The organism is Aeromonas sp. FDAARGOS 1407 (genome assembly GCF_019048725.1).
In the GTDB taxonomy this organism is placed as follows: domain Bacteria; phylum Pseudomonadota; class Gammaproteobacteria; order Enterobacterales; family Aeromonadaceae; genus Aeromonas; species Aeromonas enteropelogenes.
Window position 1 is genome coordinate 1,406,798 of sequence record NZ_CP077399.1, and the last position, 14,002, is coordinate 1,420,799.

Consider the following 14,002-nt stretch of genomic DNA (forward strand, 5'->3'; position numbering starts at 1 on the left):
CGGGGACGCAAGGAGGAGCGGGTGGCCAATCTGGATTTTTTTTCTCTCTACAAGAACATTATTGCGATTCCCTCCATCAGCAGCACGGATCCCAAGTGGGATCAGAGCAACGAGGCGGTGATCCGGCTGCTGGCGGACTGGTTCACCCAGCTCGGCTTTCGCTGCGAGGTCACCGCTCTACCTGAGCTGCCGGGCAAGTTCAACCTGGTGGCGACTTATGGTCAGGGGGAAGGAGGGCTGCTGCTGGCGGGCCACACGGACACTGTGCCATTCGATGAGGGAGGCTGGCGCAAGGATCCCTTCAAGGTGACCGAAGAGGGCAACCGCTTGTACGGGCTGGGAACCATCGATATGAAGGGCTTCTTTGCCTTTATCGTGGAAGCGCTGAAAGAGATAGACCTCAAGACTCTCGACAAGCCACTGCGCATTCTGGCGACTGCCGATGAGGAGACCACCATGGCGGGGGCGCGCGCCATCGCGGCGGCGGCCGAGCTCAAGCCGGACTACGCGGTGATCGGTGAGCCCACCGGTCTGGTGCCCGTGGTGGCCCACAAGGGGCACATGTCGGAGGCGATCCGCATCACGGGCAAGAGCGGCCACAGCTCGGATCCCGCCAATGGCGTCAATGCGCTGGAGATCATGCATCAGGCCATGGGCCAGGTGCTCAAGCTGCAACACAGCCTGAAGGAGAAATACGCCGACCATCGCTTTGCGGTGCCCCAGCCGACCCTGAATCTCGGCTACATCCAGGGGGGCGACAGCCCGAACCGTATCTGCGGCTGCTGCGAGCTGCATATCGACATGCGACCCACCCCGCAGGTAGGGCCGGATGAGCTGATGGGGATGCTGAAAGAAGCGCTCTCCCCCATCGAAATTCACCAGCCCGGCTGCCTGCACCTGCAGCACCTGCACGAGCCCATCCCCGCCTATGCTTGCGCAGATGACTCGGAGCTGGTGCGCGAGGCCGAGAAGGCGAGCGGTCGGGCCGCCGAATCCGTGAACTACTGCACCGAGGCCCCCTTTATCCAGCAGTTGGGATGCCAGACAATAGTGCTGGGTCCGGGCCACATCGCCCAGGCGCACCAGCCGGACGAGTATCTGGACCTCTCCTTCGTCAAGCCGACCACGGCGGTGCTGCAGCACCTGATCCGCCGTTTTTGCCTGTGACGGGCACGGCGCAGAGAGCAGAACATTTGTAAGTAAGTTACATAACAAGCCGCGCCTGGAGAGGTGATGGAAATACATCTTCTGAATCGGCCTGTTATTTGACCTTGCGCAGACAATCTGGGTAGATTGTCACCCTAAGATGATGGAGCATATGTTGTAATCGCACAACAATAAGTGAGGCTGTCATGCACCCCGGGACGGGTGTCAGGCACCAACAAGATAAGGATGTGGAATGAACGAAAAGTACGCCGCACTACGCGCCAACGTAGGCATGCTGGGTCAACTGCTGGGCAAGTCCATCAAGGATCATCAGGGTCAGGCCTTCCTCGACAAGATCGAAACCATTCGCCAGCTGGCCAAGTCCTCCCGCAAGGGCAATGAGGCCGATCGGGAACGTCTGCTCGATACCCTGCGCACCCTCTCCGATGACGAGCTGCTGCCGGTGGCCCGCGCCTTCAGCCAGTTCCTCAATCTGGCCAACGTGGCAGAACAGTTCCACACCATCTCCCGTCGCTGCGAAGAGCAGACCTGCACCCCGGATCCGCTGGAGCTGATGTTCGACAAGCTGAAAGCCTCCAATCTGTCGCAGGAGGCCATCATCCAGGCGGTGCGCGAGCTGGATATCGATCTGGTGCTGACCGCCCACCCCACCGAGGTGACCCGTCGCACCCTTATCCACAAGCATGTGCAGCTTAACGACTGCCTGGAGGCGCTGGAGCTCTCCGACCTGCTGCCCCGCGAGCGGGACAAAATCCTCAATCGCATCGAACAGCTGATCAATCAGGCTTGGCACACCAACGAGATCCGCGAGCAGCGTCCGACCCCGGTGGACGAAGCCAAGTGGGGCTTTGCCGTGGTAGAAAACAGCCTGTGGCCGGCCATTCCCGAATTCATGCGCAATCTGGACGAGCGCCTGCAACACCACCTGGGTGTGCGGCTGCCGCTGGATGCCGCACCGGTCAAGTTCACCTCCTGGATGGGCGGTGACCGCGACGGCAACCCCTTCGTCACCGCCAAGGTGACCGCCGAAGTGCTGGAGCTGGGCCGCTGGATGGCGGTGAGCCTCTTCTACAAGGACATCAAGGAGCTCACCTCCGAGCTTTCCATGTCCGACTGCACCGAGGCTGTGCGCGAGCGGGTAGGGGATCATCCCGAGCCCTACCGCGCCCTGGTGCGCGAGCTGCGCGAGGCGCTGCGCGAAACCAAGGAACACTTGACCGCCAAGGTGCAGGGTCAGGTGAGCGAGAGCCGCGACCTCATCAAAACTACCGCTCAGCTGCGCGAGCCGCTGGAGCTCTGCTACCACTCCCTGCACGCCTGCGGCATGGGCAATATTGCCGATGGCATGCTGCTGGACGTGCTGCGCAAGGTCGCCTGCTTCGGCATCCATCTGGTCAAGCTGGACATCCGTCAGGATGGCGAGCGCCACGGCCAGGTCTTCTCCGAACTGACCCGCTATCTGGGCATGGGTGACTACGCCGAGTGGAGTGAGGATGACAAGCAGGCCTTCCTGCTCAACGAGCTGAACTCCCGCCGCCCGCTGATTCCCCACGATTGGGAGCCGAGTGCCGAGACCCGCGAAACCCTGGATACCTGCCAGGTGATCGCCGGCCACGACCCGGATGCATTCGGCATCTACATCATCTCCATGGCGGGCGCTCCCTCCGACGTGCTGGCGGTGCAGCTGCTGCTCAAAGAGGCCGGCTGCAAGTTCCGCATGCCGGTCGCCCCGCTGTTCGAGACCCAGGATGACCTGATGGCGGGCACCGCCGTGATGGCGCGCCTGCTGTCGGTGGACTGGTATCGCGGCTATATCCAGGGCCGTCAGTACGTGATGATCGGCTACTCCGACTCTGCCAAGGATGCGGGCATGATGGCCGCGGGCTGGGCCCAGTACGCCGCCATGGAGTCCCTGGTTGGGCTGGCCGAGGCCAACAACATTCGCCTCACCCTGTTCCATGGCCGCGGCGGTACCGTCGGCCGTGGTGGCGCGCCGGCTCACCAGGCGATCCTCTCCCAGCCGCCGGGATCCCTGCGCGGGGGGTTGCGTACCACAGAGCAGGGGGAGATGATCCGCTTCAAGTTCGGCCTGCCCAAGGTGGCCATCAAGAGCCTGGAGCTCTACACCAGCGCCGTGCTGGAAGGGAACCTGCTGCCGCCGCCCAAGCCGAAGGAGTGCTGGCGCGAGGTGATGGAGCAGCTGGCCGCCGACTCCTGCGAACACTACCGCAGTATCGTGCGTGGTCATGCGGACTTCGTGCCTTACTTCCGAGCAGCGACGCCGGAGATGGAGCTCGGCAAGCTGCCGCTCGGCTCTCGTCCGGCCAAGCGCAAGCCCAACGGCGGTGTCGAGAGTCTGCGCGCCATTCCGTGGATCTTCGCCTGGACCCAGAACCGCCTGATGCTGCCGGCCTGGCTCGGTGCCCACAAGGGGCTGCAACAGGCCATCGATGGCGGCAAGCTCGAAGTGCTGGCGGAGATGAGTGCCCAGTGGCCCTTCTTCCGCACCCGTCTCGAGATGTTGGAGATGGTGTTCCTGAAAGCGGACGCCTGGCTCGCCGAGTACTACGACACCCGTCTGGTGCCCAAGGAGCTGTGGGGCCTCGGCCAGCAGCTGCGTCAGGAGCTCGCCGAATCCATCGAGGTGGTGCTGAAGCTGAGCCCGCGCGGGGATCTGCTGGAGGATCAGCCCTGGATCAAGGAGTCCATCAAGCTGCGCAACCCCTACACTGACCCGCTCAACGTGCTGCAGGCCGAGCTGCTCAACCGCTCCCGCAACCACCCGGAGACCCTGCACCCCGAGCTGGACAAGGCGCTGATGGTCACCATCGCCGGTATCGCCGCAGGGATGCGCAACACCGGTTGATGACGCTGGCGACGCGAGCCGCGTTCAGCCAGTTCCCATAATGCCAAAGGGCGCCGACAAGGCGCCCTTTTCGATGTTCAGATGCTGATAAAGTCAGCCTGTTACGCAGGCTCAAGCACGGGCGTGCAGTCAACCCGGGTCATGCTTCCCGCTTCGATGATGAAGAAGGCATCCTGGGGCAGATCCTGCTGCCAGGTGGCCTCCTCATCGAGCCCGAGCAGCATGCCGCGCAGCACTACGCCGGTCAGGCCGTGGCTCACCACCACCACATCCTCATCCTCTGGCAAGCCGGCCAGCCAGTCGGCCAGGCGGGCCCGTACTCCGTCACACGGCTCGCAGCCGGGGGCCTGCAAGTACCAGTCACGGCGCTCAAGCAGATCGGGCTGAGCGGCCAGCAAGTCAGGGATGGTGCGCTGCTCCCACTCCCCGAGAGAGAACTCCCGCACCCTGGGCTCAGGCACTATCTGGTCGGCCGGATAGTCCAGCTCGCCGCAGACGATGGCGGCGGTCTGCATGGCCCGCCCCAGATCGCTGGCATAGACCCGGTAGGGGCGGCCAGCCAGATGCTGTGCCAGTCGTTGCCCGACGCCTCTGGCCTGCGCTTCACCGCGCCCGGTCAATGCCGAGTTGCAATGCCCTTGCAGCTTCTGCTGTGCATTGAACAGGGTCTCGCCGTGTCTCAGCACCATGATTCTTCTCGCCATTCACTCCTCCGGCAGTTTTCTTGGGGAGGGAAAAACTACCCCAGGCGCGACGCGATGGCAAAAGCGGGATTTTGAGTCAAAACTGACCGCATTCGCCGGCCCGCTCCCGGGAGACACAATGGTGTGGCAGCCTGCCCCGGCTTGCATCCCCCGCCATGCAGGCGCAGACTGTCTGGTCTTGTTTTGACTCAAGGCATTTATCATGACTCCTGCCATCAACCTCTTGAAGAAGCTCAAGATCCCTCACAAGCTCTACCCCTACGAGTGCGAAGCCCACGACGATTTCGGCAAGCATGCCGCGACCCAGCTCGGCCTGCCGGAGGCCCAAGTGTTCAAGACCCTGATCGCCCACCACGACAAGCAGGCGGTGGTGGCCATCGTCCCCTCGTCCGGCATGTGCAGCCTGAAACAGCTGGCCAAGGCCACCGGCCTCAAGAAGGTGGAGATGATGAAGCCGGCGGAGGCGGAGAAGCTGACCGGCTACAAGGTGGGTGGCATCAGCCCGCTGGCCCAGAAGAAGCTGCTGCCTACCGTGCTCGACGAGTCGGCCATGCAGTTTGATGAGATCCTGGTGAGCGGCGGCAAGCGCGGCCTTTCGGTCGGCGTGGCACCCCAGGACATGCTGACCCTGATGAAGTGGATTGCCGCTCCCATCGGGGAAGAGCAGTAAGCGAAGCACCTCGCCCAGAAGGGGCGACCCGTGCCGGGTTGAGGCCAGCAGTGTGCTCAGACCAACAGAGGTCCGGGTTGCCATGGCAAGTAGGGCAGGGCGGCGATAGAGGGACACCAGTGGCTACACTTGTGGGTGTCTCTCTTGCCAAGGTCCAGTTTATGGTGTTGCCGCGTTTGATGTTTGCCTCCCTGCTCTGCTTGTTGCCGGTGATGGCACAGGCTGCCACCCTTTTCACCTATATAGGCCCGGAGAGCGAGCAGGATCCCCGCACCACCTATGACAGGGAGCTGCTGCGCCTCGCCCTTGACAAGACCCGCGACACCTTCGGCGACTACGAATTGGTTCCTGCGCCCACCATGACCAAGGCGCGAGCACGTCTGAGCATGGATCTCAATCTGCTGCCCAACCTGATGGTGATGGATAGCTACAGCAGCGCTCGCGAGGGAGAGGGATTGGCCTATGTCCGTTTCCCCATTCACCTTGGCATCGTCAGCTACCGGATCTGCTTTGTCAGCCCGCAGCAACAGGCGGCCGTCACCCGGGTGACCAGTCTCAAGGAGCTGCAGCCATTTACTTTCGGTCAGGGCAAGGGGTGGCTGGATATCGAGATCCTGCGCCGCTCGGGCTTGCAGGTGTTGGAGGTGGATGGTTACGAGAAGCTGTTCAAGATGGTGTCCCGCGGTCGTTTCGATCTGTTTTGCCGCGGGGTGAGCGAGCTTCGCAACGAGTTGCTGACCCATCAGGGGGTGACCGATCTCACCGTCGATGACAGCCTGTTACTCTACTACCCACTGCCACGGGTCTTTTATACCAACGGGAAAAACGGTGAGGCCATCAAGCGGGTCGAGCTGGGGCTGCAACTGGCCTGGCAGGATGGTTCGCTGCAGGCGCTGTGGCGCGGCAGCTTCGGCCCGGCCATCGACTTTGCCAAGCTGCCGCAGCGCCACCTGATCCGGCTGGATAATCCCTTCCTCAAGGGGATCGGCTTCGATTACCGCCCCTACTTCTACAACCCGATGACGGATCGTTTCGGCGATCAGTGAGGCTGATGGCGCTCACGGCAGAGCGCCAGCCAGGCCTCTGCAGTGCGGGAGAGGTAACGCTCCTTCGGCCAGATCACCCCGAGCCGCCAGCTCAGTTCCGGCGCCAGCGGGCGCAGCACCAGCCCGTCCGGGGTCAGCCTGCGGCAGACTGGCTCGGGCAGGAAGGCCACCCCCATGCCGCTGCGCACCATGGCGATGAGAAAGTCCCACTGGCTGCTGCGGGCCGCTACCTGGGGCTCGAAGCCGGCCAGCTGGCAGGCCTGCTCCAGCCGCTCGCTCAGGGTGAAGGCCCGGGTGTAGAGCAGAAAGGGCTCATCTTGCAGGACATCGAGTCGAAGCGGAGCGTCGCCGTGCCAGCGGGGCAGATCCGGCAACACCACCCGGATCGGGTAGCAGTCCAGCTCCAGGGTACTGAGGGCAGCTTCCTCCCTGGTCGGCAGCATGGTGATGGCCAGATCCAGCTCTCCCTCCAGCACCGCCTGTTCAATGCGGCGTCCACCATACTCCACCAGGCTCAGCTCCACGCCGGGATAACAGGCCCGATAGGCGCGGATCAGGTCCGCATAGACATGGCCCACCATGGGGGGAATGCCGAGGGTGAGGCGTCCGTGCTTCAGGCTCTGCAGGTCGGCCAGCTCGTCTTCCAGCTGCTGCATCTCGGCGAGTATGGTCTGGGCGCGGTTGAACAGCACCCGGCCGCTGTCGGTCAGGGTGAAGCGGCGCCCCGAGCGGCTCAACAGGGGCTGGCCCAGCTCCTCCTCCATGTTGCGGATCATCTTGCTGATGGTGGGCTGGGTGACGAACAGCTTTTCCGAGGCGCGGGTGAAACTCTGCTCCCGCACCAGTTCGACGAAGTAGCGCAGGGCCCGGATATCCATGGATTTCCCTCTGGTTGGCGTGTGTCTGATCGGGTTATCCTAACATGCCAATTTGGCATAATTTTGATAATTTAAATTCATTTTTTGCAGGTTTCCCGTCTCTTTATACTGTGACCCAGTTCACAGAAAGACGACGATAATGAAAGCCCTCTGCATTCGCTGGTTCCAGACTCCCTTCCAAATCGCCCTGCTGGCCCTTGTCTGGCTGCTGGCCGATACCGCCGTGCGTACCCTGCACATTCCGCTCCCCGCCAACCTCACCGGCATGCTGTTGCTGCTGGCCTGCATCCTGCTCGGGGTGGTCAAGGCACAGTGGTTTGAGGCCGGCGCCCGCTGGTTGCTGGCGGAGATGCTGCTGTTCTTCGTGCCCGCCGTGGTGGCGGTAGTCAACTATCAGGATCTGCTGTTGCAGGAGGGATGGCGCATCATGGTGGTGCTGCTGGTCAGCACCACGCTGGTGCTTGGCACCACGGCCTTGGTGGTGGATCGGGTCTATCGACTGGAGCTGAAACTGGCTCGCCGGAGTCGTCGCCATGTCTGATACCCTGCTCGGCTTCGTCTGTTTCGCCCTGACCCTGATCTTCTACTACGCCAGCAAGTGGCTCTATGGCAAAAAGCGCATCCTGCCCCTGATGCCGTTGTTGCTGGCGCCCACCCTGCTGGTGGCGGTAGTCATGTTGTTCCACATCCCCTACCGGGACTACATGGCCGAATCCCACTGGCTGCTCTGGTTGCTGGGGCCGGCGACCGTGGCTTTTGCGGTGCCCGTCTACGAGAATCGCCGGCTTATTCGTCGGCACTGGCTCTCTCTTTCGGTGGGGGTGGTTGCCTCCGTCATCATGGCGGTGGGCAGCACCGTCTTGCTGGCCCGCTGGCTGGATCTTTCCGACATGCTGCAGCGCAGCCTGGCGATGCGCTCCATCACCACCCCGTTTGCGGTGGAGGCGACCCGCGCCATCGGTGGCGAGAGCGATCTCACGGCCTTGTTCGTGGTGCTGACCGGGGTGATCGGCATGGCGGTAGGGGAGAGCGTGCTCACCGTGCTGGCCATTCGCAGCCGGCTCGGCAAGGGGGCCGGGTTTGGTGCCTCGGCCCATGGCGCCGGCACCGCCAGGGCTTACCAGATGGGCAATGAGGAGGGGGTGGTCTCCAGCATGGTGATGATGATCGCTGGCATGGTCACCGTGCTGCTGGCGCCCCTGCTGGGCAAGATCTTCTGGTAAGGAGAGGCGTGCCTCCTCGGGCAGTACTCGGCGCTACACTCAAAGCAGTGCGCCCGGGACGAGCCATATGACCAACCATCGCCTTGCTCTCTGTTGTCTGCTCTTCTGCAGCCTGTTTTTCGCCAGCCCAACCCGGGCTGGCGATGTCTTTACCCATATCAGCCCGGAGAGTGAACGGGATATGCGGGCTCTCTATACTCACGACCTGCTGCAACTGGCGCTGGAGAAGACCCGCGATAGCCACGGTGATTACGAGCTGCGGCTGGCACCACCGATGAACCGGGTGCGGATGCGCCAAGCTATGAAAGCCAACCTCTATCCCAACCTGTTCGCCTCCGATACCCCGCAACCGGCGGCGATCAGTGACTCCCTCGATTACGTGCGATTCCCGGTGGAGCTGGGTCTGCTCGGTTACCGCATCTGCTTTGTCAGCCCGCAGCAGGCACAGGCGGTGGCGAACGTGAGTACCCTGGCCCAGTTGCGGCAGTTTGTGCACGGTCAGGGGCGTGGTTGGCAGGATGTGGCCATTCTGCGCAATGCCGGCTTGCGGGGGCAGGAGGTCGACAGCTATGAGCGGCTGTTCCGGCTGGTCGCCCGCGGTCGGGTCGATCTGTTTTGCCGCGGGGTGAATGAGGTGTTCATCGAGCAGGAGCAACACGGGGATCTGCCGGCGCTCACCGTGGATCGACGCCTGGTGCTGCACTATCCCTTCCTCCATCTCTTTTACACCAACAAGGCCAATCAGGCGGCGATCCAGCGCATCTCGGAGGGGATCCGGCTGGCCTGGCAGGATGGCTCGCTGCAGCGGCTCTGGCTGCATCACTTCAAACCCTCCCTCGACCAGGCGAAGCTGGATGAGCGGTTGTACTTCGAACTACCCAATCCCTTGCTCAAGGAGATGGATTTCGACTATCGCGCCTACTACTACGATCCGCTCAAGGGACAGTTCGGCCCCGGCTTGCCCTGACAGGGGTTGGCAGCCAGCCATGAAAAAGGGGAACCTCGCGGTTCCCCTGTTTGCATTTGTTACCGGTTACAGCATCTGCTTGAGGCGATAGAGCAGATCCAGCGCCTGGCGCGGGGTCAGCTCGTCCGGGCGCACCGCTTCCAGTTCATCAACTACCGGATGGTTCTGGGGCGGCAGGGCGACCGGGGCCGGGCGTACTTCGCCGGCGGCCACCGGGGTGGCGCTTTCCAGCTCGTGCAGCTTGTGACGGGCCTGCTGGATCACCGATTTCGGCACCCCCGCCAGCGCCGCTACCTGCAGGCCGTAGGATCGGCTGGCCGCCCCCTCCTGCACCGCGTGCATGAAGGCGATGGTGTCGCCGTGCTCCACCGCATCCAGATGAACGTTGGCAAGCCCTTCCATCAGCTCGGGCAAGCGGGTCAGCTCGAAGTAGTGGGTGGCAAACAGGGTGTAGGCGCCAATCTTGCTCGCCAGCTGTTCGGCGCAGGCCCATGCCAGCGAGAGGCCGTCGTAGGTGCTGGTGCCGCGGCCAATCTCGTCCATCAGCACCAGGCTGCGGGCGGTGGCGTTGTTGAGGATGTTGGCGGTCTCGGTCATCTCCACCATAAAGGTGGAGCGGCCGGAGGCGAGATCGTCCGACGCCCCGATGCGGGTGAAGATGCGGTCGATGGGGCCGATGCGGGCACTGTCGGCCGGCACGAAGGCGCCGATATGGGCCAGCAGCACGATGAGCGCGGTCTGGCGCATGTAGGTGGATTTACCGCCCATGTTGGGGCCGGTGATGATCAGCATCCGCCGCTCCCGCTCCAGCCGGATGGGGTTGGCGATAAAGGGGTCGGTCATCACCTGCTCCACCACCGGATGGCGGCCCGCCTCGATCAGGATCTGATCCTCGTCGATGAGGGTGGGGCAACGGTAGTCCAGGGTCTCGGCCCGCTCGGCCAGGTTGGCCAGCACGTCCAGCTCCGCCAGCGCGGCAGCGGATTCCTGCAGATCGCCGAGGTGCGGTAGCAGGGCATCGAGCAGCTCTTCGTAGAGGCGTTTCTCCAGCGCCAGCGCCTGAGCCTGGGCGGTGAGTACCTTGTCCTCGTACTTCTTGAGCTCATCGATGATGTAGCGCTCGTTGTTTTTCAGCGTCTGGCGGCGGATGTAGTGGGCCGGCACCAGATGGCTGTTGGCTCGGCTCACCTCGATATAGAAGCCGTGCACCTTGTTGTAGCCCACCTTGAGGGTGTTGATGCCGGTCAGCAGCCGTTCGCGCTCCTCGATACGGGCCAGGCTCGCGGTGGCGCCGTTGGCCAGATCCCGCAGCTCGTCCAGATCGGTGTTGAACCCTTCTCGGATGACGCCGCCGTCGCGAATGAGCACAGGCGGCACCTCCATCACGGCGCGCTCCAGCAGGTCCAGCAGCTCGGGGAAGGTACTGGCCCGCTCGCGCAGCTGTTGCACTGCCTCGTGCTCACTCTCCGCCAGCAGGCGCTGCAGTTCCGGCAGCTGGGCGAAGGCCTGGCGCAATCGGGTGAGGTCGCGCGGGCGGGCGGAACGCAGGGCCAGGCGTGCCAGCACCCGCTCCACGTCGCCGACCTGGCGCAGCAATCCACCCAGCTCATCGTAAAGGTTTTGCTCGATCAGCTCCTTGATGGTGCTCTGACGGCCTTTGAGGATCACCCGGTCGCGGATCGGCTGGTGGATCCAGCGCTTGAGCAGCCGGCTCCCCATGGGGGTGGCGGTACAGTCCAGCACGGCGGAGAGGGTGTTGTCGTGGCCGCCGGCCAGATTCTGGGTCAGCTCCAGATTGCGGCGGGTGGCGGCGTCCATGATGACCGCATGATCGGGCTGTTCGAGGCGCACGTTGCGAATGTGGGGCAGGGCGGTGCGCTGGGTGTCTTTCACATACTGCATCAGACAGCCGGCGGCGCACAGGGCGGTCTCGCTCTGCTCGACCCCGAAGCCCACCAGATCCTGGGTGCCGAACTGCTGGCACAAGAGCTTGCGGGCGGTGCCGAGCTCGAATTCCCACTCCGGGCGGCGGCGCAGACCACGGCGACCCTCGATGTGGTGCAGGAATTCGAACGATTCGGGGTAGAGCAGCTCGGCCGGATTGGTGCGCTGCAGCTCCGCCAGCAGGGTCTCTTCCTTCTCGAACTGGTTGATGAAGAAACGGCCCGAGCCTATGTCCATGGTGCCATAGCCAAAGCGGCGACCATCGTGATAGACGGCGGCGATCAGGTTGTCCTGGCGCTCGCTGAGCAGCGCCTCGTCGGAGACGGTGCCCGGGGTGATGATGCGAATGACCTTGCGCTCCACCGGCCCCTTGCTGGTGGCGGGATCCCCCACCTGTTCGCAGATGGCAGCGGATTCGCCCAGCTGCACCAGCTTGGCCAGATACCCCTCGATGGCGTGATAAGGCACGCCCGCCATGGGGATGGGACTGCCCGCCGACTGACCGCGCTTGGTCAGGGAGATGTCGAGCAGTTGGGAGGCCTTGCGGGCATCGTCATAGAACAGTTCGTAGAAGTCGCCCATCCGGTAGAACAGCAGGATCTCCGGATTCTCGGCCTTGAGGGTCAGATACTGCTGCATCATGGGCGTGTGGGCGCTGAGATTGGCGCCTGGCGCGGCGCCAGTGGCTTGGTGTTGTGCGGTCATGTGCTATTCCAGAAGGGGCCTCTGCGGGCCTGTGTCTGCGGTGATGAGCCTTGAGCTTGATGGCGCCATTCTACACATAAGCGCCGCGACGGGGGAGGTCGGCTTGGATTGCCCCCAGTTGCGGGCGACAGGATCGGGATCGCATAATGTGCCTCTTCAATGAGCAGGAGATCCGCCATGACACTGGATGCAGAGATTGAGCACCTGGCCATCGAGTTGGGACAGGCCCTCGGCCAGCGCGGCTGGCTGGCGGCGACCGCCGAGTCCTGCACCGGCGGCGGGGTGGCGAGCGCCATCACCGACATCGCGGGCAGCTCCGGCTGGTTTGATCGCGGCTTTGTCACCTACACCAACGAGGCCAAGCAGCAGATGCTGGGGGTGAGCGACGAGAGCCTTGAGCGGCATGGCGCCGTGAGCGAGGCGGTGGTGCTGGAGATGGCCCGCGGCGCCCTGGCTCACTCGTCTGCCTCCATCAGTGTGGCCATCAGCGGCATCGCCGGCCCCGGCGGCGCTACCGAAGGCAAGCCGGTCGGCACCGTCTGGTTTGCCTGGGCGGATAGCTCGGGACGTCATCACTCCCTGCTTGCCCGCTTCGATGGCGACCGTCGTCAGGTGCGACAACAGGCGGTGAGACAGGCCTTGTCGGGTCTGTTGGCCCTGCTCAGATAAATTGGGCTTGATACTGTATGAATAGACAGTATACTTAGCCCAACTTCATTTTTACTCACGATTTCCAGCGGAGATTGGCATGGATCAGAACAAACAGAAGGCACTGGCGGCTGCGCTGGGTCAGATTGAAAAGCAGTTCGGCAAAGGTTCCATCATGCGTCTGGGCGACAGCAAGACCATGGATATCGAAGCCATCTCCACCGGCTCCCTCTCTCTGGACGTGGCGCTGGGGATCGGTGGTCTGCCGTGCGGTCGTATCGTCGAGATCTACGGCCCGGAATCTTCCGGTAAAACCACGCTGACCCTGCAGGTGATCGCCGAAGCCCAGAAGAAGGGCAAGACCTGTGCCTTCGTCGATGCGGAACACGCACTCGACCCCATCTATGCTGCCAAGCTGGGCGTCAACGTCGATGACCTGCTCATCTCCCAGCCGGACACCGGCGAACAGGCGCTCGAGATCTGCGACATGCTGGTGCGCTCCAACGCCGTCGACGTCATTATCGTCGACTCCGTGGCGGCCTTGACCCCGAAAGCGGAAATCGAGGGCGAGATGGGGGATTCCCACGTCGGCCTGCAGGCTCGTCTGATGTCCCAGGCGCTGCGCAAGCTGACTGCCAACATCAAGAATGCCAACTGTCTGTGCATCTTCATCAACCAGATCCGGATGAAGATCGGTGTCATGTTCGGCAGCCCGGAGACAACTACCGGTGGTAACGCGCTCAAGTTCTACGCCTCCGTGCGCCTGGATATCCGCCGTACCGGCGCCATCAAGGAAGGTGACGAAGTGGTCGGTAACGAGACCCGCGTCAAGGTAGTGAAGAACAAGGTGGCCCCGCCCTTCAAGCAGGCCGAATTCCAGATCTTCTACGGTGCCGGCATCTCCAAAGAGGGCGAGCTGGTGGATCTGGGCGTCAAGCACAAGCTGATCGACAAGGCCGGTGCCTGGTACAGCTACAACGGCGAGAAGATCGGTCAGGGCAAGGCCAACGTGATGAAGCTGTTTGCCGAGAACAAGGCCATGGCTGCCGAAGTGGAGGCCAAGCTGCGCGAGCTGCTGCTCTCCGGTGCTGTCCCTGCCGATGACAAGGCGGTCGCCGCGGAAGAAGACGAGTTCGACGTCGAAAGCGAACAAGAGTTCGAATAACGAGTAACAGGAAGGCCGG

General features: G+C 63.1%; 12 protein-coding genes. 9 read left to right on the forward strand and 3 right to left on the reverse strand.

Annotated features, from left to right (window positions below):
* Positions 1-21 precede the first annotated feature (21 nt).
* Both argE and ppc read left to right on the forward strand, forming a co-directional pair.
* Positions 22-1,167 (forward strand): acetylornithine deacetylase, encoded by a 1,146-nt coding sequence (gene argE / locus I6L37_RS06830; protein WP_216993597.1) that lies wholly within the window; start codon positions 22-24, stop codon positions 1,165-1,167.
* Positions 1,168-1,399: 232 nt separating this feature from the next.
* On the forward strand, positions 1,400-4,033 hold the full coding sequence (gene ppc, locus I6L37_RS06835) for a phosphoenolpyruvate carboxylase (protein WP_061476547.1): 2,634 nt from the start codon (positions 1,400-1,402) through the stop codon (positions 4,031-4,033).
* 101 nt (positions 4,034-4,134) lie between these two features.
* On the opposite strand, the gene I6L37_RS06840 is transcribed toward ppc, so the two are convergent.
* Positions 4,135-4,737 (reverse strand): histidine phosphatase family protein, encoded by a 603-nt coding sequence (locus tag I6L37_RS06840; protein WP_216993598.1) that lies wholly within the window; start codon positions 4,735-4,737, stop codon positions 4,135-4,137.
* Between the two features lie 202 nt (positions 4,738-4,939).
* On the opposite strand from I6L37_RS06840, the gene ybaK reads away from it, so the two are divergent.
* On the forward strand, positions 4,940-5,407 hold the full coding sequence (ybaK, locus tag I6L37_RS06845) for a Cys-tRNA(Pro) deacylase (protein WP_026457579.1): 468 nt from the start codon (positions 4,940-4,942) through the stop codon (positions 5,405-5,407).
* A gap of 161 nt (positions 5,408-5,568) precedes the next feature.
* On the forward strand, positions 5,569-6,453 hold the full coding sequence (locus I6L37_RS06850) for a hypothetical protein (protein ID WP_216994131.1): 885 nt from the start codon (positions 5,569-5,571) through the stop codon (positions 6,451-6,453).
* On the opposite strand, the gene I6L37_RS06855 is transcribed toward I6L37_RS06850, so the two are convergent.
* A complete protein-coding gene (locus tag I6L37_RS06855) occupies positions 6,447-7,331 on the reverse strand; it encodes a LysR family transcriptional regulator (protein WP_216993599.1) in 885 nt (294 codons plus the stop codon). The two genes, I6L37_RS06850 and I6L37_RS06855, sit on opposite strands and share 7 nt — an antisense overlap.
* Before the next feature lie 139 nt (positions 7,332-7,470).
* On the opposite strand from I6L37_RS06855, the gene I6L37_RS06860 reads away from it, so the two are divergent.
* The 3 genes from I6L37_RS06860 to I6L37_RS06870 all read left to right on the forward strand — a co-directional run bounded on the left by I6L37_RS06860 (position 7,471) and on the right by I6L37_RS06870 (position 9,521).
* Entirely contained in the window at positions 7,471-7,872 is a 402-nt protein-coding gene (locus I6L37_RS06860) for a CidA/LrgA family protein (protein ID WP_061476541.1), read from the forward strand.
* Positions 7,865-8,554 carry an LrgB family protein gene (locus I6L37_RS06865; protein ID WP_026458283.1) on the forward strand — a complete coding sequence of 230 codons (690 nt, stop codon included), beginning with the start codon at positions 7,865-7,867 and terminating at the stop codon, positions 8,552-8,554. Before I6L37_RS06860 ends, I6L37_RS06865 begins: the two co-directional genes overlap by 8 nt.
* 67 nt (positions 8,555-8,621) lie before the next feature.
* A complete protein-coding gene (locus tag I6L37_RS06870) occupies positions 8,622-9,521 on the forward strand; it encodes a hypothetical protein (RefSeq protein WP_216993600.1) in 900 nt (299 codons plus the stop codon).
* Positions 9,522-9,587: 66 nt separating this feature from the next.
* On the opposite strand, the gene mutS is transcribed toward I6L37_RS06870, so the two are convergent.
* On the reverse strand, positions 9,588-12,170 hold the full coding sequence (gene mutS / locus I6L37_RS06875; protein WP_216993601.1) for a DNA mismatch repair protein MutS: 2,583 nt from the start codon (positions 12,168-12,170) through the stop codon (positions 9,588-9,590).
* Between the two features lie 177 nt (positions 12,171-12,347).
* On the opposite strand from mutS, the gene pncC reads away from it, so the two are divergent.
* Together pncC and recA are read left to right on the forward strand one after the other, a co-directional pair.
* Positions 12,348-12,839, forward strand: coding sequence for a nicotinamide-nucleotide amidase (gene pncC, locus I6L37_RS06880; protein ID WP_026456471.1), 492 nt, complete (start codon positions 12,348-12,350; stop codon positions 12,837-12,839).
* Positions 12,840-12,918: 79 nt separating this feature from the next.
* Positions 12,919-13,983, forward strand: coding sequence for a recombinase RecA (recA, locus tag I6L37_RS06885; protein ID WP_124240182.1), 1,065 nt, complete (start codon positions 12,919-12,921; stop codon positions 13,981-13,983).
* The last annotated feature ends 19 nt before the right edge of the window (positions 13,984-14,002 follow it).